General features: G+C 46.1%; 20 protein-coding genes. 3 read left to right on the plus strand and 17 right to left on the minus strand.

All coding sequences use genetic code 11. The annotated features are described in order from the left end of the window. Positions 1 to 29 precede the first annotated feature (29 nt). From QUB30_RS13345 to petB, 5 genes are all read right to left on the minus strand, one after another. Positions 30 to 527, minus strand: a complete 498-nt coding sequence (locus tag QUB30_RS13345; protein WP_333333909.1) for a hypothetical protein — start codon at positions 525 to 527, stop codon at positions 30 to 32. Positions 528 to 681: 154 nt separating this feature from the next. After that, on the minus strand, positions 682 to 8,238 hold the full coding sequence (locus QUB30_RS13350; RefSeq protein ID WP_333333911.1) for a DUF7948 domain-containing protein: 7,557 nt from the start codon (positions 8,236 to 8,238) through the stop codon (positions 682 to 684). Positions 8,239 to 8,687: 449 nt separating this feature from the next. Then, entirely contained in the window at positions 8,688 to 9,584 is an 897-nt protein-coding gene (locus QUB30_RS13355; protein ID WP_333333913.1) for a helix-turn-helix transcriptional regulator, read from the minus strand. A gap of 390 nt (positions 9,585 to 9,974) precedes the next feature. Beyond that, positions 9,975 to 10,457 carry a cytochrome b6-f complex subunit IV gene (gene petD / locus QUB30_RS13360; RefSeq protein WP_333333915.1) on the minus strand — a complete coding sequence of 161 codons (483 nt, stop codon included), beginning with the start codon at positions 10,455 to 10,457 and terminating at the stop codon, positions 9,975 to 9,977. Positions 10,458 to 10,640: 183 nt separating this feature from the next. Then, entirely contained in the window at positions 10,641 to 11,309 is a 669-nt protein-coding gene (petB, locus tag QUB30_RS13365; RefSeq protein ID WP_333243414.1) for a cytochrome b6, read from the minus strand. 588 nt (positions 11,310 to 11,897) lie between these two features. Between petB and ctpA the strand changes: the two genes are divergently transcribed. Next, positions 11,898 to 13,169 (plus strand): carboxyl-terminal processing protease CtpA, encoded by a 1,272-nt coding sequence (ctpA, locus tag QUB30_RS13370; RefSeq protein WP_333333948.1) that lies wholly within the window; start codon positions 11,898 to 11,900, stop codon positions 13,167 to 13,169. 185 nt (positions 13,170 to 13,354) lie between these two features. Here ctpA and QUB30_RS13375 read toward each other — a convergent pair whose 3' ends face one another. Beyond that, on the minus strand, positions 13,355 to 13,771 hold the full coding sequence (locus tag QUB30_RS13375) for a slr1601 family putative cell division protein (protein WP_333333917.1): 417 nt from the start codon (positions 13,769 to 13,771) through the stop codon (positions 13,355 to 13,357). Between the two features lie 88 nt (positions 13,772 to 13,859). Here QUB30_RS13375 and QUB30_RS13380 point away from each other — a divergent pair, with 88 nt between their 5' ends. Beyond that, positions 13,860 to 14,006, plus strand: a complete 147-nt coding sequence (locus QUB30_RS13380) for a hypothetical protein (RefSeq protein ID WP_333333919.1) — start codon at positions 13,860 to 13,862, stop codon at positions 14,004 to 14,006. 44 nt (positions 14,007 to 14,050) lie between these two features. On the opposite strand, the gene psaM is transcribed toward QUB30_RS13380, so the two are convergent. Further along, positions 14,051 to 14,146, minus strand: coding sequence for a photosystem I reaction center subunit XII (psaM, locus tag QUB30_RS13385; protein WP_015174804.1), 96 nt, complete (start codon positions 14,144 to 14,146; stop codon positions 14,051 to 14,053). A 347-nt stretch (positions 14,147 to 14,493) separates the two neighbouring features. On the opposite strand from psaM, the gene QUB30_RS13390 reads away from it, so the two are divergent. Beyond that, positions 14,494 to 15,264, plus strand: a complete 771-nt coding sequence (locus tag QUB30_RS13390; RefSeq protein ID WP_333333921.1) for a TerC family protein — start codon at positions 14,494 to 14,496, stop codon at positions 15,262 to 15,264. 360 nt (positions 15,265 to 15,624) lie between these two features. Here QUB30_RS13390 and QUB30_RS13395 read toward each other — a convergent pair whose 3' ends face one another. From QUB30_RS13395 to QUB30_RS13440, 10 genes are all read right to left on the minus strand, one after another. Continuing rightward, a complete protein-coding gene (locus tag QUB30_RS13395; RefSeq protein ID WP_333333922.1) occupies positions 15,625 to 16,113 on the minus strand; it encodes a cupin domain-containing protein in 489 nt (162 codons plus the stop codon). A gap of 57 nt (positions 16,114 to 16,170) precedes the next feature. After that, positions 16,171 to 16,860, minus strand: a complete 690-nt coding sequence (locus QUB30_RS13400) for a TMEM175 family protein (RefSeq protein WP_333333924.1) — start codon at positions 16,858 to 16,860, stop codon at positions 16,171 to 16,173. A 248-nt stretch (positions 16,861 to 17,108) separates the two neighbouring features. After that, positions 17,109 to 17,456, minus strand: a complete 348-nt coding sequence (locus QUB30_RS13405) for a DUF5615 family PIN-like protein (RefSeq protein WP_333333926.1) — start codon at positions 17,454 to 17,456, stop codon at positions 17,109 to 17,111. Further along, entirely contained in the window at positions 17,446 to 17,829 is a 384-nt protein-coding gene (locus QUB30_RS13410) for a hypothetical protein (protein ID WP_333333928.1), read from the minus strand. Before QUB30_RS13410 ends, QUB30_RS13405 begins: the two co-directional genes overlap by 11 nt. Then, on the minus strand, positions 17,810 to 18,094 hold the full coding sequence (locus tag QUB30_RS13415) for a hypothetical protein (protein ID WP_333333930.1): 285 nt from the start codon (positions 18,092 to 18,094) through the stop codon (positions 17,810 to 17,812). The genes QUB30_RS13410 and QUB30_RS13415 overlap by 20 nt, the downstream gene beginning before the upstream one ends. A 17-nt stretch (positions 18,095 to 18,111) precedes the next feature. Continuing rightward, positions 18,112 to 18,495 (minus strand): hypothetical protein, encoded by a 384-nt coding sequence (locus QUB30_RS13420; RefSeq protein WP_333333932.1) that lies wholly within the window; start codon positions 18,493 to 18,495, stop codon positions 18,112 to 18,114. A gap of 152 nt (positions 18,496 to 18,647) precedes the next feature. After that, positions 18,648 to 18,884 carry a transposase family protein gene (locus tag QUB30_RS13425; RefSeq protein ID WP_333333934.1) on the minus strand — a complete coding sequence of 79 codons (237 nt, stop codon included), beginning with the start codon at positions 18,882 to 18,884 and terminating at the stop codon, positions 18,648 to 18,650. Further along, positions 18,881 to 19,567 (minus strand): transposase family protein, encoded by a 687-nt coding sequence (locus tag QUB30_RS13430; protein WP_333333936.1) that lies wholly within the window; start codon positions 19,565 to 19,567, stop codon positions 18,881 to 18,883. Before QUB30_RS13430 ends, QUB30_RS13425 begins: the two co-directional genes overlap by 4 nt. Before the next feature lie 473 nt (positions 19,568 to 20,040). Then, on the minus strand, positions 20,041 to 20,700 hold the full coding sequence (locus QUB30_RS13435; RefSeq protein ID WP_445300495.1) for an RNA-guided endonuclease InsQ/TnpB family protein: 660 nt from the start codon (positions 20,698 to 20,700) through the stop codon (positions 20,041 to 20,043). Beyond that, entirely contained in the window at positions 20,693 to 21,565 is an 873-nt protein-coding gene (locus QUB30_RS13440) for a group II intron reverse transcriptase (RefSeq protein ID WP_445300496.1), read from the minus strand. Before QUB30_RS13440 ends, QUB30_RS13435 begins: the two co-directional genes overlap by 8 nt. Between the last annotated feature and the right edge of the window lie 85 nt (positions 21,566 to 21,650).

A 21,650-nucleotide genomic window follows, 5' to 3' on the forward strand; every position in this document is an offset into this window, starting at 1 on the left:
TGGAATTGTGAAACTGATGCAAATTGCACCTAAGTTTCTGGCATCAGTATCCCGACGATCGCAAGTACAGTCAGGCTGCCTCCCACAGCGATAGTTGCTATATTCCATACCGAAAATCGACTGTTAGGATTGTGGTTTGGGGCTACTAAACTGTTCAGTTCATTCACAATCTCTTGAACTGGAAGCAAAACTATTACAGAGAAAAAACTCACTAGCAAGTATGGTTTTGGCAGTCGGGCACACAGCGCAAGCCCAAACCAAGCAACAGTCAGCAAGAATGGACTAAAGTTGGCGTCAATACCGCGCAATTTAGCCCTATTTCTAATTTTAGTAATTAAGGAATAACAAAAAAGACCGTTGAAAACAGCTCTCCAAAATGGGCTAATGTTGCTTCCAGTTGCGGCTTTGAATAGCTGCCAGTTTTTGTAAAACCAAAAAATTTGATAGAGTCCGAAGGTTACTAGGGACATCACGAGCAACTTAAACCGAGAAACAGGAAAAAAGATTGGTTTTGAGTTTTCGTTCATATCAAAAACCTCATGGGTGGATACACTACTACTCGATCGGGACTTACGCACGGGTGGTAAGAAACCGGGTTTTTTACGAAAAAACTTCGTTACAGCCCTTGAACCGGGCAAAAAACCCGGTTTCTTTGGTATTTATGCGTAAGCCCTAGTGCTATTAGATTGAGCCAAAATTTGCGGCACCGATCGCACTTGCCGTCACCCCATTCAGAGATGCTAAAATTTCTCCAGTTGCCGCCAAGCGAATTAATGTTGCACCGCTGTTTTGAGCGATCGCCAATTGCGAGAAAGTCAGCCCGTTGCCCAAGACTAACAAGTCTTTACCGACTTCAAAGTCAGTAATAGTATCAGTACCAGAATTAGTAGAGAGCAAGAATTTATCTACTCCCATACCTCCCGTCAAACTATCATTTCCCAAACCGCCATCCAACAAATCATCACCGTTACCTCCCAGCAGAATATCGCTGCCATCGCCGCCGTTCAAAATGTCAATACCGCGATTGCCAAACAAGACATCATCACCGTTACCGCCAAGCATTGTATCGTTAGCCTTGCCCCCGAAAAGAGTGTCATTCCCCACCCCACCGTCGAGGGAATCATTGCCCCTCATGCCCATCAAAACATTATTGCTGCTGTCGCCCGTCAGGATATCGTCGCCATTTGTACCGAGAATCCGATCGGGGGAATTGCTGCCCAAATCCGCATCGCCGGTGACTACAGGAGTTGCAATCCCAGCAGGTAATATTACAGCTTGAATTCTGCTATCTAAAGCAGCACCAGTATTCTCAGTAACTACCTGGGAAATTGTCTTAGTTCCCGCACCAACTTCTTTGAAGTCTTGAGTGGTTGGGCCCAAAGCTACTTGTTGGACGCGGGCTACTGATTCAGGAATTGATGTTCCTGTTGGGTTGGAGACAGCGGTATCAATGCGCTGATTTGCTGTTGCCATTACTGTCGCAACTTGCGAGGTAATTGAGGTAACTTTTTGACTGTTGAAACTGGGGTCAATCTGCTGGATTTTCGCCGCTGATTGCTGAATTATTGGTTCTAAAGCGGCTGCGTTGCTGAGATTTAAAACAGTGCCGGATTGAATTTGACTCGTAATTGAACTGACAACAGCTTTGACAAGATCCTTACTAGCTGCACTGGAAGCACCGTCGATCAAAGCGCTAGTTTGAGTGATGAAGTTTTGGACTTTCACCATTGCTGCCAAAGTTGCGATGCCCCCGGGTTGGTTCTTGTTGGTAGCGTCTATGGGGTCTAAGTTAATCAGGTCAACATCAGCAGGGAGGGAAAGAGAAGATTTGACGAGAGATTGCGCTGCTTCGGGTGCAACTCCTTTGTCGATTAAGTCGGCGACTAAGCTGGTTAAGAGGGTGACAACAGTAGAATCTGGTGGTGCGGTGACTGGCGTTTCTAGGGGCAAACCAGTAGCAGTGTCAGTGCCTCCAGTAGCAACTAAATTACCTTCTGATGGGTCTATTTCTCCGTTTTTGTTGGTGTCGAAAGTCTCGAAGGAAATATCGAGATTATATTTACCGCTGGCATCGGTAATGGTGGATGGTTCGTTGCTATCTTTGATGCCGTTTTTGTTGGCATCTAAGAAGACAGTCGCCGCAGAAATATAACCGTCGATGACCCTGCCATCTCCACTTTTTACTACGTGGATGATCTGGCTGGCACTCGCACCATAAGGGTCTGTTGCTGTTAAATTTGCGTAGAAGTCTTGCCAGTTGCTTGGGGGAGTGCCGGTGAACTTGATGCTGTTTGTGGCAGAGTTAAACGACAATCCAAGCCAACTGCTGTTCGGATTGCTCTGTAATGAGCTGCCGTCAGACCGGGTTAGCGTGTAGGTGAGTAGGTCGCCATCCGGGTCTGTGTAGACGTTAAGAAGGTCTTCATTGAGAGCAGTGTACCGACTTCCCAGGCGAATCTTCTCTTGTGGCGGGCGATTGCCAATAATACCTCCACCCAAAGCCAGCATATCGACGCGCTTGAAGTTTAACCCCGTTTTGGTAACGTTATCGTTTTCGTCGTCCCCGTCATTAATAGTGACGCCAGTTGATTTCAAAAGATTGGCAAATTCGCTTGGCGTTAGTCGGCGGCCTAAGTCTCGTTGCGCTAGCTGCTGTGCTAGAACGGCAATTCCAGCGATATGGGGTGCAGCTTGGCTGGTACCGTGCTGGGTGATTAAACCGCCTGTTGGGCCGGCACCTTTAATGGGCGCTCCAGGCGCAAAAACTGTTGTCAGAGTGCTGTGGCGCTGAGAGAACGGTGTGATGCGATCGCTAGCCGTGGTATTGGCGCGAGCGCCACTTCCATAGCTATAACCACCGGAGTTCGAGTCATACACAGCCCCGATCGAAAGGGAGTTCGGATCGGCCGATGGGTAACTCACGCCCTGAGCGCTGCCTTCGTTGAAGAAACTGTTGCCTGATGCCGAGACGACGATCACATTTCTCGCTGCCAACGCTGCTAGCTCATCGTTAAGGCCGTAGAGCGTTTGGGGAGTGTTGTAATTTCTGGTGTCTCCCAGCGACATATTGACACTGGCAATGTTGTATGTAGTGGCGTTGGCCACCACCCATTGTAAGGCTTGTTCTACATACGAGAAGTCACCGCCGCCACTATTTTTAAAGACTTTGAGATGGATAATATTGGCACCAGGTGCCATCCCCCTATAGATACTGTCTTGAGAGGTGGCAATACTAGAAACGTTCGATCCATGTCCGTCCACGTCACTAGCATTTGCGTCACCGTCAGCAAAATCGTAGTTATAGACGATGCGATCGGCAATGCCGTTAGAGTTACTATCCGGGCCAAAGAAAGGGTGGTTTAAATCAATGCCCGTATCTATGATTACTGTTGCCAAACCCCGACCATCAATTCCGGCAAAACCCGGTGCGGCGCGGAACTTATCCATGTTGATCAGCGGGCCGGATATATCCGTGGCAGGAGAGATACTTAAATTGTCTGTAGTGAGTATTTCTTCACTAGCTTTGTACGCTGGGAAATCAGAGCTAGTAGTGGTGATACCGTTCAGGCGAGGTGCGACAGACAGGTTTAAATTATAGGGCGTGCTAGCACCGCCAACTGATGAGACTAGGACGTAGTAGGTGCCGTGTTCTAAGGTGCGGTTAATTGACTCGGATGCAGTGCCAAAATTATTGGAACTGGCGATCGCATTTCCGCTAATGTCGAACAACTCAACTTTAGCATCTGCATTCAGTCCGCCCAGCGACAAGTTGAAGTCATTGCTAGCACCTAAGCTAAATTTGTAGTAATCATCGGTGTCGCTGCTGCTCACCGCGTCGCTGTAGCTTTTGAGACTAGAGGCTACACTGATTGCGCTTGCTGCACTTGCAGTGTTGCCAGCAGAGTCTAGTGCTGGGGGATTATTGCTGTCATTATCAACATTGGTAACGGCGACATCTGCTGCATTTAACCCGGAGTAATTGCTATCAGTGCTAACAGCAGGGGTGGTAAGAATGCTGTAATTCTTATCGCCGTCAGCAACACTGTCATTAACACCAGTTACCGTCACCCTCTGCGCTTGATTCCAATTAACAGAATTGAAGGTAATCGATTGTGGGGAAACTATTCCCTCTGCTGTATTGGAACTTCCTAAATCTATTTTGACATCCGCAGTAGGTTGGCTGTTGAGTTTGACATTAAATGTGGCTGTTTGCCCTGCTTCTGTCGTGGTTAATCCACTTGCAGGATTAACACTAATTCCAGCAGGTGTCGGTGTTGGGGTAGGAGTTGGAGGTGTTGGGGTTGGAGGTGTTGGGGTTGGAGGTGTTGGAGTTGGAGGTGTTGGAGGTGTTGGAGTTGGAGGTGTTGGAGTTGGAGGTGTTGGAGTTGGAGTTGGAGGTGTTGGAGTTGGAGGTGTTGGAGGTGTTGGAGTTGGAGTTGGAGTTGGAGGTGTTGGAGGTGTTGGAGGTGTTGGAGTTGGAGGTGTTGGAGGTGTTGGAGTTGGAGTTGGAGGTGTTGGAGTTGGAGGTGTTGGAGGTGTTGGAGTTGGAGGTGTTGGAGGTGTTGGAGTTGGGGCAGTGTCGTTATCAGTAATGGCGACATTAACAGGGGAAATGGTAATGCTGTTATATTTAACATCGGTACTGGTAGCAGTATGCCCGATCGCCCCCGCATGATTTCCTTCCACAGCCGCATCGTCTGTAGCCGTTACTGTCACGGGTTTCGCAACATTCCAGTCAGTAGCGTCGAAGGTAATTGCAGCGATCTCACTTATTTGATTTCCCGCATCAAAACTGATAGTAACTGGTGCAGTTGGCTGCGAATTTAACTTGAGTGTATAACTGCCTGTTGCACCGCCTTCTGTAGCAGTTGTGCTCTCCGGTGAAATACTCGCGCCTGCGGTATCGTTATCAGCAATTGTGGCAGTCACGGGAGAAATCGTCAGGTTGTTATACTGAGTGTCGGTACTGACAGACGTGTGAGCGATCGTGCCGCTGTAGGTGCCTTGCGCTATGCTGTCATCGATCGCCGTAACACTGACATTTTGCGCCACATTCCAATTATTCGGCGTGAAAGTAACAGGTGCGATCGCATTAATTTGACTCCCCGTGTCAAAATTAATCGTGACGTTTGCACTAGGTGCGGTAGTCAGAATTACGCCGTAGCTATCCGTTACACCGCCTTCAGCAATAGCTGTCCCGCCTCCTGATTGGACAAGAGAAACACCGGGACTATCGTTATCAGTAATCGATGCTGTCACATTGGGAATGGCTTTGCCGTTATAATTTGCATCGGTACTCGTAACTGTGTGAGCGATCGTGCCGCTGTGGGTTCCTTGTGCTAAATTGTCGTCGATCGCAGTGACAGTGACTGTTTTCGCAACATTCCAGTTAGTGCTGTCAAAAGTAATAGGTGTGGCGATCTGATTAAGTTGATTGCCTGTATTGAAACTGATAGTAACCGGTGCCGTCGGTTGCGAAGTTAGCAGGATTTTGTAACTGCCATTTGCACCGCCTTCTGTAGCAGTTATGTTCGTAGGTGCAATGCTGAAACCTGCCGTGTCGTTATCGGTAATGGCGACACTAACAGCCGGAATTATGATGCTGTTATAGTTAGTATCGGTACTGGTAGCAGTATGGGCGATCGCACCTGCATGATTTCCTTCAACTGCATTGTCGTTAACCGCTTTCACCGTCACAGTTTGAGCGACATTCCAATTAGTAGCGGTAAAAGTAAGTGCGGTAATTGGTTGAATTTGACTGCCTGTAGCCAAATTAATCGTAACAGGTGCAGTCGGTTGAGTATTTAATTTAACGCTATAACTTCCAGTTGCACCACCTTCCTTCGCAGTCGTGTTAGTAGGAGTAATGGTAACGCCTGCGGTGTCGTTATCGGTAATATTAGCATTGACGGTATTGCCAGCAGTGCCATTGACGGTAAAACTTGCAGTAGTCCCGTTATAATTAGTATCGGTACTGATAGCAGTGTGAGAGATCGGGCCGCTGTGCGGCGAAGTTTCTGCTAGGCTATCATTAACTGCACTGACTGTCACCGTTTGCGGTACAAACCAGTTAGTTGGAGTAAAACTAATACCGGCAATAGGTTGAATTTGAGTGCCGGTATTGAGTGCGATCGCAACATTTGCAGTAGGCTGATTAGTCAACACCACTGTATAAGTATCCGTCGTCCCGCTTTCTGCTACATTAGTGCTGCCGCCCGACTCAACAATCTTCACCTGCGGCCCGCCAGCAATTATCTTAGTAATAAAAGCATCAGAGTCACCTCCCCCATTCGCCGCTTGCAAAGGAGTCGCTGTAGGCAAATTAGTAGAAGCAGTACCTCCCGCCACATAAACTGCACCAGAAGTATCCACCGCAATACCACCACCGTAGTCGTTACCGCTGCCACCAAGATAAGTAGAATCAACTAAGGCAGAACCAGATGAATTGATACTTGTGACAAAAGCATCTTTGCCGCCGCCGCTAATACTTTGAATAGCATTCTTAGTCGGGAAATTAGTCGAAGTCGTTTCCCCCGTCACATAAACATTATTCGTACTGTCTATAGCAATACTATAGCCTTTGTCCTCTCCGCTGCCACCCAAATAAGTTGAATAAATCAAAGAGTTACCGACAGGATTCAGCTTGCTGACAAAAGCATCATTAGCACCACCTGCATTCGTGGCTTGAATCGGACTAGCTGTAGGAAAATTAGTTGAAGAGGTATTTCCCACAATATAGGCATTTCCAGCACTATCTATAGCGATACCCCCACCTTTCTCATTGCCGTTGCCACCTAAATAAGTGGAATAACTACGTGCACCATTCGCATCAAATTTACTAATAAAAGCATCTTCTCCACCTCCCATGGTACTTTGAACGGCATTAGTCAAGGGTAAATTAGTCGAAGTAGTAAAGCCAGTAACGTAGGCATTACCATTATTGTCTACTGCCATGCCTCCAACGTCATCACGATTGTTACCGCCGAAATAAGTAGAGTAAACTAAATCACTGCCAGTTGGATTAACTTTAGTAAGAAACCCATCAATGTCGCCTCCTATTGTAGGCTGGGAGGCATTCTTAATGGGGAAACCATTGCCTGTCGGCCCGGCAACATAAGCATTGCCGTTACTGTCTACAGCAATGCGAGTACCTATGGCACTCCCCCCACCGCCTAAGAAAGTAGAATAAACTAACGCATTCCCGGCAGCATTAAGTTTAGTTGCCGCAGCACTGTAAACAGTTGCTGTTGGTTGAAAAGAACCCGGTGTAGTGGGATAACCCGGATCGACTTGTCCGGTTACATAAGCATTGCCTTGACTGTCTACTGCAATGTCAAAACCGTATTCATTGCCAGCACCGCCGATATAAGTAGAGTAAACTAACGCAGTTCCTTGAGGATTAATCTTAGTAACTAAGAAATCAGCTTGACCTGCAGGCGTAGTTTGGAATGCACCAGGAGTAGTAGTAAAATTGTTAACAGTAGTGCCAATAATGTAAGCCGCACCGGTGCTATCTACAGTCATGCGGTTGGCGGTGTCAGAGCCGCTGCCTCCTAGGTAAGTGGAGTAAGCTAAAACCGGGTCAATAACTAGGGGTTGAGTGCGGTCAAAATCTCCCAAGCTAAAATTAACTTGACCGTTTCCTAATAAATTGTAAGCTGCGGGAACATTCACCCGCTGTCCGTTGATGTCCTGATAAACTATGGGTGCGTTATCAATTAATTCCCCTAGCGGTGTCTCTAATATCAGTGCACCGTCGTCGCGCAACCGGATGTCGTTAACACCAGTATAGTTCATCTTAATTTGACTCGGATCTGCAAAAGGTGCAACTAGAAACTCGCTCTTAAGTTGTCCTTCTGTGCCTTTGAAAACGCGGTCAATTCCTTGATAGACGTTTTGATAAACAACGCCGTTAAAAGTAGGCACATTAGTCTGCCATTGACTAGAATCTTCGCCTAATAGAAAGTTAGCAACTCCCGGCAATTGTTCCAGCCCGGAAATTGTGGGATTCGAGTTGCTGTTGGCTAAGCTGCTGCGGACAATTGAAGAATTTGTTGGTTGGCTTCCCGGTTCATTAGGTGGCTGGAAAGCGACGAAAGCAATTTCGTTTGGACTAAAAAAGATGCTGTGACCGGCACCTTTCACCTGAAATTTCACATTCGGGTCTGTTTGTCCAGCATTTGCAATAAAACTTAAGGGAATTTGACCGTAAGATGCCTGTTGATTTTGAGAGCTCATAGCTGGTACCCCTGGTTTATGTTATGCGACTAAGTATATAGAAGTACGAGCTCTGCTTTATTGTAAATTCTTGCGGAAAACTTGTTAAACATACAATTTTCTTGCGAAATTTTACCTAATTTTATGAATAATTGTAACAACGCTGACGAATTCGATCAGTAAGTGTGACATTCTACGGGTTTGATGAGTAAGTGCGACAGTCCGCCAGGGGTTAAAAACCCCTGTCTCATAGCGAAAGTCCTCTCAAAGAGGACTGGTATTGATGATAATTTAATTGCATTTGCCAGTCGGTTTCAACCGACTTTCGCTATGAGACGGGGAATTAATTCCCCGGCGGACTTGTGGGTGAATGCAAAAACTCAAGAATGCCAAAAACTTTGGGTAAGTCCGAGAGTCCGACAGTCCGCCTGGGGTTTTTAACCCCTGCCAGACTGCGGGTGTTACCTTTATTAAAGTTGATCGCGATATTTCTTAGGAGTCAAACCGACAAGTTTGCAGAAAGTTTTACTAAAGTGACTTTGGTCGTGAAACCCGACTTGCTGCGAGATATAGATTATTGATAAATCTTGCCTTTTTAACAACTGTTTGGCTTTCTCAATCCGGCACTGGGTGACGTATTGATGGGGCGTGACTCCAATTGATTTTTTGAACAAACGACTGAAATAATAAGGACTAATCTGCACTAACTTAGCCAATTCAGCTATGTGCAAATCTCGGTTTAGGTAGTCATTTATGTAGTTAATAACAATCTGCAATTTGACAGGATCGAGACCGCATTCAAAATCTCGCAGATGCGGTTTTTGTGTAAAATAGTGGTGCAGTATGTGCATTGAAAGCGCGTTTTTGAGTGCATCGACATAAAGAGTACCGTTTAATCCTCCTGATTCGAGTTCGGTTTTGAGTGCCCAGGCTATTCCGAAAATTAACGGATCGGTGATTGGCCAGTGCGGTATAATTTCTATGAGGTTTGAATTTGTCGATTCGCCAACTGTATTGTCGAATTCGGTAGGGTCAAGGGCGATCGCCATAAATTCATGTTCTTCGACTGCATGTGACTGAAAATCAGTACCAGCAGCAGCGATGAACATCTCTCCACTTTGGCACGGTTGGCTACCGTAGCGTTTCCCGTTCAGTGCTACTCCCCCGATAGCTGAAGAGAATATTATGCCAATGCTGTGCTGTTGCAGATAGTGTTCGGGAGATTCGTTTGGCGGCTGACGATGATATTCGACATGAATTCCCTCCCAATTTGCGCCGTGACTCGAAAGGATTGAGGTATTCGGCAGAATCGATTTCATCGCGTCTGTCTCGGCAAAATCAAGAATTATTGCTTTCTCTGGGGACATAGCTTGCACCTAGGACAGTTGCTATTATTCTATAGGTCTGAAGTTCTTCTAGTTATACAAAAGATACCACGCGCTTACCCTACATATTCTAGGTCGGTTTGTCCAGCCTTCGCAATAAAAATTAATGGAATTTGATCCTAGGGCGGTGTAGGGTCGATCGATAATCGGCACTTTCATACCAGCCGTTGTGCCTACAATTAATTACCGATAATTATTAAATTATAGAGCGATAAATATAAAATCTAAAATCTAAAATCCCAAATCTAAAATCCCAAATCTAAAATCTAAAATCTAAAATCTAAAATCAATTGACGCCCGCTAAAGTTTCCCACCAGTACCAAAGCACTTTACAGGAAACCCGCAGGCGTCAAAATCAAGCAAACTTAAATCTTAGAAAAGACCCAGTGTGAAAGATTTGTCGATCGGGAAAATAGCACCAATACCCAACCACAGAGTTACCGCAGTTCCCAACAGGAAAACAGTAGTAGCAACAGGGCGGCGGAACGGATTTTGGAACTTGTTAACATTCTCGATGAACGGAATCAAAATCAAGCCAAGGGGAACACCGGCCATGCAAGCAATACCCAACAATTTGTTAGGCAAAACGCGCAGGATTTGGAACACAGGCCACAAATACCATTCCGGCAGAATTTCCAGCGGAGTAGCAAAAGGATTAGCAGGTTCGCCAACCAAAGCCGGGTCTAGTACCGCCAAGCCCACGCACAGAGAAATCGTTCCCATGATTACTATAGGGAAAACGTAGAGCAAGTCATTAGGCCAAGCTGGTTCGCCGTAATAGTTGTGACCCATGCCCTTAGCGAGCTTAGCGCGGAGGTCGGGATCGCTCAAATCTGGTTTTTTGAGAATAGACATAGTGAGAGTGTTCTCCTTTTAGTTTTACCCGGGCCTGGGATTCCGCTGTATTCGTTAGTTTGAATCAGCGGTGCGATCGCAGGAAGTATTAGCCGTAAATAAATATCATGAGTGATGAATTCTGAATTTTCAACTCACAATTCAGCGGGGGGGCAAAAAAATACCGCCCCCACAACTCAAAACTTACAACGGGCCAGAGATACCTTGCTTGCGAATCATCAAGAAGTGAGCCAGCATGAAGACTGCAATCAGCCAAGGCAACACAAAAGTGTGCAAGCTGTAGTAGCGAGTCAAAGTGCCTTGACCGACGCTGACACCGCCGCGCAGCAGTTCAACCATTAAAGAACCGACAAACGGGATAGCTTCGGGGACGCCGGAAACGATTTTAACCGCCCAGTAACCGATTTGATCCCAAGGCAGCGAATAGCCGGTCACGCCGAAAGAAACAGTGATGACTGCCAAGATTACTCCTGTCACCCAGGTTAACTCGCGGGGCTTTTTGAAGCCACCGGTCAGATAAACCCGGAAGATGTGCAAAATCATCATCAGCACCATCATGCTGGCAGACCAGCGGTGGATGGAGCGGATCAGCCAGCCGAAGTTGACTTCAGTCATCAGGTATTGCACAGAAGAAAACGCTTCTGCTACCGTCGGACGGTAATAGAAAGTCATCGCGAAGCCGGTGGCAAACTGGATCAGAAAGCAAACTAAAGTAATTCCGCCCAAGCAGTAGAAAATATTGACGTGCGGGGGTACGTACTTCGTAGTGATGTCGTCGGCGAGCGCCTGAATTTCCAGGCGTTCCTCAAACCACTGGTAGGTTTTTGAGTCGGTGATTTGTTTAGAAAACATGGAGCCAGAATTCCTAAAAGAATATTGCTGTGGTTGAGGTTCAGGGCAGCAGCCACAAGGTTTTTTGTCGCCCCGCGCCGAGCAGCTTGCTTTTACTAGCAAATGCCTGAGGCTATTTTTTAAATTTGGAGCTGACGAAAGGAACTCTATTGTGCGATCGCCTGCAAGCCCTGGGAAACTAAGCGGTGGCTTGTCCCTACTCGCTGGCGTTGCCCGATCGAATTCCAGACTGTGATAAAAAATGTAACATAATTGCCGTGCAATTTTCACGCGGGCGATGCTTTTGCCGAGTCTCAAATACCATTTTCTGCAAGCTCAACATCCGCCCCAAGCTGGCATACAGCCAAGAGCCGAGCGGAGGACTAAAGTCCGACCCTGCCCGCGGGTCGCTGGGGCCTAAATTTTAATATTAATGATAAAACTTCACTCATTTTGCGATTAAATGTTACATTTAACTAATTTTTTGTTGGCGGCGGACGTTTGACTAATGCCGAATGCCTTGGGGAGAGTTAAATGCCCAAAAGCTTAAAAGCCTACAAACTTAAAATACACGAGATGCCATACTTGCCTATCTTTTACAGAAAAATCATGCACAGACGAGTTTTCCAGATTGCTATTGTACTTTTCCTCCAAGTCGCCCTGCTTCTAGGCGGGTGGGCCGGGCCTGCTGCAGCCCTAACTCCTGAACAGCAGCTTTTGAGCGAAGCTTGGCGAATTGTCAACCGCTCTTACGTGGACGACAAATTCAACTCTAAAAACTGGTGGTCGATTCGCGAAAAAGCCGTCAAGCAACCGCTCAACGACAGACAGCAGACTTACACGGCTATTCAGGGGATGCTGGCGAATCTGGACGACCCCTTCACTCGACTGCTGAAACCCGAACAGTACCGAAGTTTGCAGGTCAACACTTCCGGGGAATTGACGGGAGTTGGGCTGCAAATTGCGCTCGACCCCCAAACAAATACCCTGACAGTGGTGGCTCCTTTGGCCGGCTCACCGGCGGATAAAGCCGGCATCCAACCCCTCGATCGCATTCTGAAAATTGACGGCACTCCCACCTCAGAATTGAGCCTAGACGAAGCCGCAACTAGAATGCGCGGCCGCATCGGCACTCCTGTTACCTTGACCTTGGGGCGCGAGGGAAGGGACGCTCCTGAGGAAATTAAGCTAGTGCGCGATCGCATTGCTCTGAATCCGGTTTACGCCGAATTGCAGTCGGGGTCGGAGAATTTACCGGTGGGCTACATTCGCCTGAGTCAATTCAGCGCTAACGCCACTGAGGAAGTCGCCCGCGCGATCGACCGCTTGGAAAAACAAGGAGCCGCCGCCTACATTCTCGACCTGCGGAACAACCCGGGCGGACTGTTGCAAGCAGGGATTGAAATTGCCCGCTTGTGGCTCGATTCCGGGACGATCGTCTACACGGTGAACCGACAAGGCATTCTCGGCAGTTTTGAAGCCTCTGGAGAAGCCCTAACTGACGATCCGCTGATTGTTTTGGTGAACAAGGGAAGTGCCAGTGCTAGCGAAATTTTGGCTGGTGCGCTGCAAGATAACGGCAGAGCTCAACTGGTAGGCGAAAAGACTTTTGGCAAAGGGCTGATTCAGTCGCTGTTTGATTTGTCTGACGGTTCCGGGTTAGCCGTGACAGTTGCCAAGTACGAGACGCCGAACCACACAGATATTAACAAACTGGGGATTTCGCCCGATCGCGTAGTGCCTTTGGAAGCTATCGCGCGCGATCGAATTGGCACCGAAGCCGACTTGCAATATCAAGCTGCACTGCAACTGCTGAAAGAAAAAACCGTGATGGCAAAGTCAGTAGTCAGCAGTCAGCAGTCAGCAGTCATTAGTCATTAGTCAGCAGTCAGCAGTCATTAGTCAGCAGTCAGCAGTCAGCAGTCATTAGTCAACAGTCAACAGTCAACAGCATTGCCCGCTCAGCTTCGCGCCGGCGGCTCGCGCAGCCGAAGGGTCAACAGTCAACCGTCAACCGTCAACCGTCAACCGTCAACCGTCAACAGCCAACAGTCAACTCCCCTACTTTAAGGTTGCGCCGTTGATTCCTCGGCATCGGGTGCTTGGGGTTCCTGCAAAATTACCGGACGCTGCTGGGGGTCAGCTTGATTGCTTTGCTCTTGCATTACAGTTTTGGCAAGACTGGGGTCAAAGTAGCGGTTAAAGTCCGATCGCGACTGATTTACTCGCCCTTGGGTAAGATTGACTTCAGCTTGGATTTCGTGCAATTTTTCTTGCACGGCCCGGTAGTGAGGCCAAAGCTGAATCAAAGCAGAAGTCGCACAAACTGAAAGTACAATGTTGACTGCCAACTTGACTCCTGTTTCGGCCGCCAGCGTTTGGTGAGGGTAGGAACGCTGGCTGCTGCTGCTGCGACGAGGAGTAACCCGAGGGGAGTTTTTTACAGGACGCAGTGGGGTAACGGTCGGTTGAATCGCTTGCATAATTTTTTTTCAAATACTTGAGACTGACGTTTTAGAGCTCAAAAGAGCAAATTCTGAGCTTAACGCACACTCGCCCCCGATCGTCAGGGTGCTGACAGCCAAAATTGTTGAGACCAAGGTGACGCCTGAAGACGGAATTTCCCAACAAAAAGGCCTGCCCTTGCAGTATCGTCTTGCTGACCACAAACAATCTACTCCCGTGCGGCAGCAATTGTCTGTAATGCGAGAGATTTAACTGCTCAGGCAGGCGTTTGGCGTTTCGCAACTGGTGTCTGGAAACTACTTGTACAGTTCAGTAGACAGCCGGAAAGCCAAGATTCCGGGAATCAAAGCAATTACGAGCGCTACGTAGACTTGGGTATCTGTTAAAGACATATTGGGAAAACTCCTTTTCGCGGGCACGAGCTTTCACCAATTTGAGACAAATTGGCGCTTTTGGGAATCATTTGTTACAACTTGCAACACTTCGGGGCGCGGGAGTGGGAGAGAGGAAGAGAGAGGGAGATGGGAAGAATCTTCCTTCTGACTCCTGACTAACTGCTGACTCCTGACTAACTGCTGACTAAATGCTGACTCGTGACTAAATGCTGACTCCTTCCCTATTCCTTAGGACAGAATGACCAGGTTAGGTTAAGATAAGTGAAGGTGACACTAATGTTCGACAGAGCCAGCGATTTGCGCTGCGTTCTTCATTTATAAATCTTAGGTGCACAAAATAGTTAATGCTAGATCAATTTCTCGATGCTTCGCCCAGTTTTGGAGTAGACGCCTTTTTCTTATTGTTGGTTTTGGTGGCTTTGGAGGCTGTACTTTCGGCTGACAACGCGATCGCCCTAGCGTCTATTTCTAAAGGTTTGGAAGATTCCAAGCTACAGCGACAGGCTCTCAACTTCGGTTTGATAATTGCTTTTGTACTGCGAATTTCACTAATTTTAACGGCTACTTGGGTGATCCAATACTGGCAGTTTGAACTGCTAGGTGCTCTCTACCTGCTGTGGCTAGTTTTCCAGCACTTTTCCTCCGATGCTGACGAGGAAGGAGAACATCACGGGCCCAGATTTTCGTCTCTGTGGCAAGCAATTCCAGTCATTGCTCTGACGGATTTAGCGTTTTCTTTGGATAGCGTCACTACGGCGATCGCGATTTCTGATGAAACTTGGCTGGTGCTGACAGGCGCGACAATAGGAATTATCACCCTGCGGTTTATGGCGGGATTGTTCATCCGCTGGCTCGATGAATTCGTACACCTTGAAGATGCTGGCTATGTCACAGTTGGCTTGGTGGGCTTGCGACTGCTGGTGAAAGTAATTAATGACAGTTTGGTTCCGCCGCAATGGTTGGTGGTTGCGAGTATCGCCGTGATATTTGTCTGGGGATTTTCTCAACGCAATCCTGAATTGCCCGACGATCCAAAATCTTCGGAAGTTGCTCTCAAGCAGTCAGATTCAGAACCTGTAACGCAGGAGTCGGAAGGACAGAAGTCCGAAATTTAACATACTTTCATCTAGATGTTGCTAGGAGATATTTTTGTCTTTTGTGGGTGTGAAAAATCGATCTTTTAGTATCGATCGATTATGAACATTGCCGTATTAATGTGAGTTAAACAGCCACAGACAACAGAATATTACCTCAAGAATCAGTTTGTTGTTCTGAATCAATGGAGTTATTAATTTACCAGAAATCCATCTAAAGCTTTAAAACTGTAAAGCCAAACTCGCTCAATTCGCTTGCCCCGGCTCTCGGGGTCATGCCCATAAGCTGCCAAAACAGTTAGCTCAAATGACTCCTTATGAGCTATCTATTTACTTGTGTGGGTTGTGGTTGTTTGTTTACGGTAAGAAATCGCACGATCGCTACTCGGATGGTGGAGGTACGATCTCGATACCGTACTTGGGAGCAGTAGTAAGAATTTTCTCCAAATCTTCAGGACTCAAGGATGCTCCAAGGGTAATCTCATTATTCACGGCCTTTCCAACTTCGGCAATAAATTTCTCAAAGCCAGCAGGAGTGACCCAAAGCAGCAGTTTAGCGGGTGTAGCCGTGGTATTCGTAAATCGGTGAAGCTGGCCTTTCGGTGAATGAAGGAATGTTCCAGCCGTCGCAACGAAAGTACGATCGTCAAGCTGGAATTCAATCTCTCCGTCTTGAACATAAAATGATTCATTTTCTCGGTTGTGCCGATGGGTCGGCGTACCGCCACCAGGTGCAACAATTACCTCACAAAGCGCATAGGCTTCACCTGTTTCTTCACCAACTGCCTTGAATGTATAGAGGTCTTGACCAAAGTAGTAAGAACGACCTTGACCGGGTTCAACAAAAAATCCGTCTAGATGAATTGTCATTTGTTAATTGCTAAAGCCAAGTGTTAGCCCTGGCGATGGCTTTTCCTGGAATATTCTTCACGAAGTCAGACTTCTCTCAATACGCCGATCGGGGATAAGCCACACGATCGCAACTAAAACATACAGCATGAAAGCAAACCACGAGTTCACAAAGGAAAGCAGGATTGCTACGGCATAAATCACCACTGATACCTTCCCCTTAAAGTCTCGCCCAAGTGCAATTGCCAGAGTGGAATCTTTACCGTGGTGAGAAATAAGGACACGAGTAAGAATGAAGTAAGCGATCGCAGCCAACAACAGCACAGTGCCATAAAGCGCAACTGGCCAGGCGGCGAAGTGGTTCTCGCCTGTCCAGGCAGTGACAAAGGGAATGAGTGACAACCAGAACAGCAGATGCAAATTAGCCCACAACACATTACCATTGACGTGCCGAGTCGCCTGTAACAAGTGATGGTGGTTGTTCCAGTAGATACCCAGATAAATAAAACTGAGTACATAGCTCAGAAATACTGGAAGTAGCGGACGCAGCGCAGCTAAATCAGGTTCATGGGGCACTTTCAATTCCAGCACCATAATGGTGATGAGAATGGCGATTACACCATCGCTGAACGCTTCTAACCTGCCTTTACCCATTTTTGTACATCCTCCTTTTTTGCTGGCGCGGGCGATCGCTGGTAATTCCAACAATAACTTAGCATAAGGTCGGTTGCAGTGATGTGTTATACCCCGATCGGCGATCGCTTGCACTTAGCCACAAAGCCAACGATTTTGCTTGCCTAATCTCGGCTGAAAACAGATAACCTTAACGGACTTTTCGCCGATATGTTTAAGCAGTCGATCGGCACGACTTGTTATCAATACCCGATCGCGCAACGGGTAAAACGGGAGAAGCAGTTGTTGCAATAAAAAGAGCGATCGATTAAGGAAGCGCGTAAGATTGTATAATAGCAGGTAACAATGAGACTTCTATTTTGCATTTTTCCATAAATTTCTCATTAATAACTCCATTGATTCAGCACCACAAACTGATTATTTAGTTCATATTCTGCTGTTTCTAAATTATCAATTGCCTTCACTATCGCCAGATAACTCATATTCTTAGAAGCTTCAGAATCTTGATAAACTGCCAAAATTCCTGAATGTTCTGGGTTCGCTTGATGCAATTGCTGAAAGTCATCACAATTGCGTGTAAGCAGCACTCTCTCATTTTCTCTGGCAGCGTCTAGCACGACTGAATCTGGATGATTCATTAAATCCAATGTATTGACTGTGGCTACATCGTGACCGGCTGCCTGAAGAAGATTGACTAAATACTTTGCTTGAAAATCTTCGTCAAGCAGCATTCGCAGGCTCAACTTGGACTCCTTTTACTTCCAATCGATAGCGTTCCTCGTCTGCTTCTAATTTTAAAATTTCTTGATGATTCTGACAGTAATGAATCGCCTCATAGATAGCAGACAGGGGTAAATCCCAATTTTCGGCAGCTTGTTCGGGTGACATCTGATTGGCAGTCATGTCTCGCCAAATAGTCGATGCCAGTAATTTACGTCCCTTAATGTAGAGTTGTTTGCGCCAAGCATGAGGACGTGCAATTAAATATTGCCAATTCTCGATTTCTGGTGTACTTTGCAGGGATTGAACGATCGCACCTAGCAGGGCAAGGCGATCGCTGACTGATAGTTGGCTGGCTTTTTCTTTAAGCTCTTGCAAGGACATACAAAAATGCTCCAACAAAGGTTGGTATTTGAATTATAGTACATTGGAATGCGATCGAGATTGACATAAACCTTTTGAGCATCAGGATGGAGAAGAACTTTATACAGCAGAGATCGTATGCTCTTCTACTTGTTCTGTGACATTCGTTGTCTTCAAATTCTGCCAAAGCCTTTAGAAAACAAATCTTTAGCTCATCATCGGGCAAAATCTCCATAGCTTCGTAAATAATGCCATATTCATCGCAGAGCGTAATATTTTGTGCCATAAATAAGCTTACGATATTTAGGCAGTTTCTAGATTTTGGTGAAGCCGATCTTGATATAAAGACTCTGCAACACTCTGATATGCTTTATCGAGGTAATCGTGTTTGACTGCTCGAAAAAGAGTAAAAATAACTTGCCCAAAAATTGGATCTTCGTCAACTGCCCAAATTACCCTTAGTGTTCGAGAAATCCGTAGTGTGTAGAGTGAAGATTCGTAACCATTAAGATTTGTCGGTAAGCGCAGGCGACGCAGCTTACGATAGACATCAGCTTTTTGAGTGGGGAAGAGGCTGGCGCAATCGTTGATTTTTTTAATCACTGCTGCTTTTTCATCTTCACTCAACTTAGCAATATCTTTCTCAAAGCCCTTTGTTGACTCAATAGACATCTCCAATAATTCCAATCCCTTCCCCCGCTTGGTTTCGGGAGTTGAGCCCCTTTAAGGGCTCAACTCCCGAAACCAACGCTTCAATAAGGGTTTCAACGGTTTGTCAACAAGAACTACCCAATTATATGACCTAATTTTTACTATTTCTTTTCGGCTTTTATGGACTTTTACTGATACATGACGAGTGCACCGATCCGCCATCGTATTAATCCACATACTACCAAAATTACTGGCTCGTAATTTTTCCGTTTTAACCGAAATCTTTCTGATGCTACTCGAAATATCTTTAGCAATCTAATTAAGTGCTCGACAAAAATTATTTTTTGAGCCTTTGATTTATTCTCTCTCTTTTGAGCCGGAGTCAGGGGTCGCTCGCGAGGTTTTTTATGAGGAGTGTTAATCAATGGTCGAGTGCATAAGCTTTATCCCCTTGAAATCTTTGTGACGATTTTAATGACAATCTTTGGTCTCTCCAAATTTTTATGTCTGCCGTTGCTCCGGTTTCTCCAACTACTACATCAACGATTTCTTTGCCAGATGGCATGACTATTACTTGGTTCTTTTTAGTATGCCTTTTCTGCTTACCTGAGTAATTATTTTTCTGCTCCCGATCATCTGTAGGTCTTTCTATCGGTTGCTCATAGCTATCTACTATCAACTCAAATTCGGTCAAAATTTCCAAGACCCATTCCAAATCCGAATTATTTTTTTTTACTTGTTCTAACAATGAAGCAGGCAATAACTCTCTCAATATTTTCAACCAGCGGTGAAAAATATAATTAGCGGTTGATTCGCCAATTCCAAATTGTACTCCCAGAATTTGAAAGGTAGGCAGGTGATGCAGGTATACTAATGTCAAAAGAATTTGGTCTGCGATCGTTAGTTTAGGGGGGCGACCGCTGCCTGGTTTAATGATACGGATTTTCTGACTTTCTTGATGTTGTTTCTGACGGTCATACAGATTTTCTGCATTAATAATTAGTTCCATTAGTTGGTCATAGTCTATACCCAACACTCTTTGAGTCTCGGATGGATGTTTTTCAATATATTCTCGGAGCTGACTCATATTTTTTAGGTAAACTTCCATTATAATGTAAGAGCGATCGACCAACTATTTCTTTTTGGGAGATGTCTTATGAGTCTTTAGAGTTCCACTCTCCACCGGGTTTATTTAGAGATGCTGTTGGTCAGTCAAAAATCTGCCAACCTCTATCCTTGCCTTTTTAGGTCTCCCAGCTAATCAGTCCTTTTTGCTGGTTCCACGTGACGATGGTTTAAACGTAGATTCAAGCTGTTGCTTTACTCGGATGTGGGGTATTTCTACACCCATCTAGGCTCTTTGCTTGCCCCACACTACCCTGGACTAGGAGTGCTTAAGGCGTTTATCCCCGCTTTACGGATTGATGGCTAGTCGCTACCGTAGGGGATATGCTTTCACCTGGCATCTACAGGGGAGGGATTTACACCCTCATGGTCACTCAGTTGTCAAGGTTCTATTTTGGGGTTGCTCCCTAGTTTTACCTTGCGACTAATCCCCCAAACCTTTAGCAGGCTTGGTTTCTAGCCAACGAGTCGCACTTTTGAGTCGTGGCGATTCCCCATCCCGACTTTCTCTATCATTCTAGAAGCATTTCGATCTCTGTCTTGCTCAGTACCGCAACTGGGACAAAGCACTGAACGAACAGACAAATCGATTTTACCCCATTTGAAACCACAATCCGCACAAACTTGGCTAGTAGGTTCCCACCTACTAATTACTTGAAACTCTCTGCCAAAATTCTCAGATTTAGCTTCACAGAGAGTTCTAAATTCTCTCCACCCTTGCTGACTAATTGCTCTCGATAGTTTCCGGTTTTTCATCATGCCCGACACGTTTAAATCTTCCAAAATAATCACTTGGTTTTCGTTGACTACTTTGGTTGATAACTTGTGCAGGAAATCTTTACGGGTGTCGGCCATGCGGTTGTGTAACTTGGCAATCTTGATTCGTGTTATATTTCTCCTTTTAGAGTCTTTCGGCTGGCGGGCTAATTTACGTTGAAGTTTCCGAATTTTCCGGTCTAACTTTTTGTAATTAGGACTTTCAGCTTTTTCGCCATTACTCATTACTGCCAAAGTATTAAACTCAGCGAGACTGTCACCAGTCGCGCTGGTCTTCAAAATCGTGCATGAGACTTTCACCTCACACGGCTCCTCAATGCTTTGGTGCTTGTTACGCATACCTCATTGTCCATTTATCATTGACTTTTTCAAGTCTTCTGGTGGACTTAGGCTTGGCACTATTGCAGCCAGATTGGTTGCCGAGACTGTCATCGATAGCAGTCTTTGTGTCGTGGCAATGTCTGTGAAGGAGTTGCCAATTATCGTAAGAATCTTTTCCACCTTGCGATTTAGGGATTCTGTGGTCAACTTCTATCACATCGTCTTCACGGAAAAACAAACCACAGTGGGTACACTTCCCTTTTTGCTTTTTCAGGAGTTTTGATACCCTACTTGGCATTTCTGGGTTGTTACCCATTCTTGTACTCCAGTAAACCAGGTTTCCGTTGTATGGTGACGCTTCGCCTTTAACTTTGACATGACGCACTATAGGAGTGTCAGCATGATTAAGTAACCGAAGTGGTTTTAAACCTTCCTTCTTGGTTGCGAATACCCAGTTATCCCCGCCTATAGGTTGCCAATATTTCTTTGACACCCATTCCCCATTCTTTTTGGGGTGGCGGCGTTTTGCCCAAGCTCTTAGCTTTTGGTACGTGAGGTCATCGATATCTGAGTAAGCTACCTTACTTACTACAGTCGCATAGTAGTTAGCCCATCCCCGGATAATTGGGTTTAAATGGCTGATTAGCGACGCTTGCGGTGCTGCCTTGTGGGCTTCAATAACTCTAGCGATTTGGTCGTAGTGTACCTTTTGCTTCTGCTTACTTGGGGTGATGATTGTCTTAAAACCTTGTTTTGAGTGATACTTTCCTACTGGAAATTGTTGTATCTTGAATCCCAGGAAGTCGAATCCTGGTTTTTCTTGCTCATACTGGTTGAGGGTGTGAGCAAGTCTCGTTTTACTTGGCTTTAGTTCCAAACCCATGCCTTTTAACTGGAGTTTAGACTAAGAAAAGCTGGCTCAGCTAGAAACTGAGGCAGAAAAAATCTATTGTGCAGCAAAATATATG

Source organism: Microcoleus sp. BROC3 (assembly GCF_036702515.1).
Lineage (GTDB): Bacteria > Cyanobacteriota > Cyanobacteriia > Cyanobacteriales > Microcoleaceae > Microcoleus.

Bases quoted from the DNA above. Each gene is read 5' to 3' on its own strand.
- QUB30_RS13395 (WP_333333922.1), bottom strand. From the start codon at position 16,113: ATGACAATTCATCTAGACGGATTTTTTGTTGAACCCGGTCAAGGTCGT.
- QUB30_RS13375 (WP_333333917.1), bottom strand. From the start codon at position 13,771: ATGCAAGCGATTCAACCGACCGTTACCCCACTGCGTCCTGTAAAAAAC.
- QUB30_RS13440 (WP_445300496.1), bottom strand. From the start codon at position 21,565: ATGGGTTTGGAACTAAAGCCAAGTAAAACGAGACTTGCTCACACCCTC.
- QUB30_RS13350 (WP_333333911.1), bottom strand. From the start codon at position 8,238: ATGAGCTCTCAAAATCAACAGGCATCTTACGGTCAAATTCCCTTAAGT.
- QUB30_RS13430 (WP_333333936.1), bottom strand. From the start codon at position 19,567: ATGGAAGTTTACCTAAAAAATATGAGTCAGCTCCGAGAATATATTGAA.
- QUB30_RS13415 (WP_333333930.1), bottom strand. From the start codon at position 18,094: ATGGCACAAAATATTACGCTCTGCGATGAATATGGCATTATTTACGAA.
- petD (WP_333333915.1), bottom strand. From the start codon at position 10,457: ATGTCTATTCTCAAAAAACCAGATTTGAGCGATCCCGACCTCCGCGCT.
- QUB30_RS13405 (WP_333333926.1), bottom strand. From the start codon at position 17,456: ATGCTGCTTGACGAAGATTTTCAAGCAAAGTATTTAGTCAATCTTCTT.
- psaM (WP_015174804.1), bottom strand. From the start codon at position 14,146: ATGTCTTTAACAGATACCCAAGTCTACGTAGCGCTCGTAATTGCTTTG.
- QUB30_RS13345 (WP_333333909.1), bottom strand. From the start codon at position 527: ATGAACGAAAACTCAAAACCAATCTTTTTTCCTGTTTCTCGGTTTAAG.
- QUB30_RS13355 (WP_333333913.1), bottom strand. From the start codon at position 9,584: ATGTCCCCAGAGAAAGCAATAATTCTTGATTTTGCCGAGACAGACGCG.
- QUB30_RS13410 (WP_333333928.1), bottom strand. From the start codon at position 17,829: ATGTCCTTGCAAGAGCTTAAAGAAAAAGCCAGCCAACTATCAGTCAGC.
- petB (WP_333243414.1), bottom strand. From the start codon at position 11,309: ATGTTTTCTAAACAAATCACCGACTCAAAAACCTACCAGTGGTTTGAG.
- QUB30_RS13390 (WP_333333921.1), top strand. From the start codon at position 14,494: ATGCTAGATCAATTTCTCGATGCTTCGCCCAGTTTTGGAGTAGACGCC.
- QUB30_RS13435 (WP_445300495.1), bottom strand. From the start codon at position 20,700: ATGCGTAACAAGCACCAAAGCATTGAGGAGCCGTGTGAGGTGAAAGTC.
- ctpA (WP_333333948.1), top strand. From the start codon at position 11,898: ATGCACAGACGAGTTTTCCAGATTGCTATTGTACTTTTCCTCCAAGTC.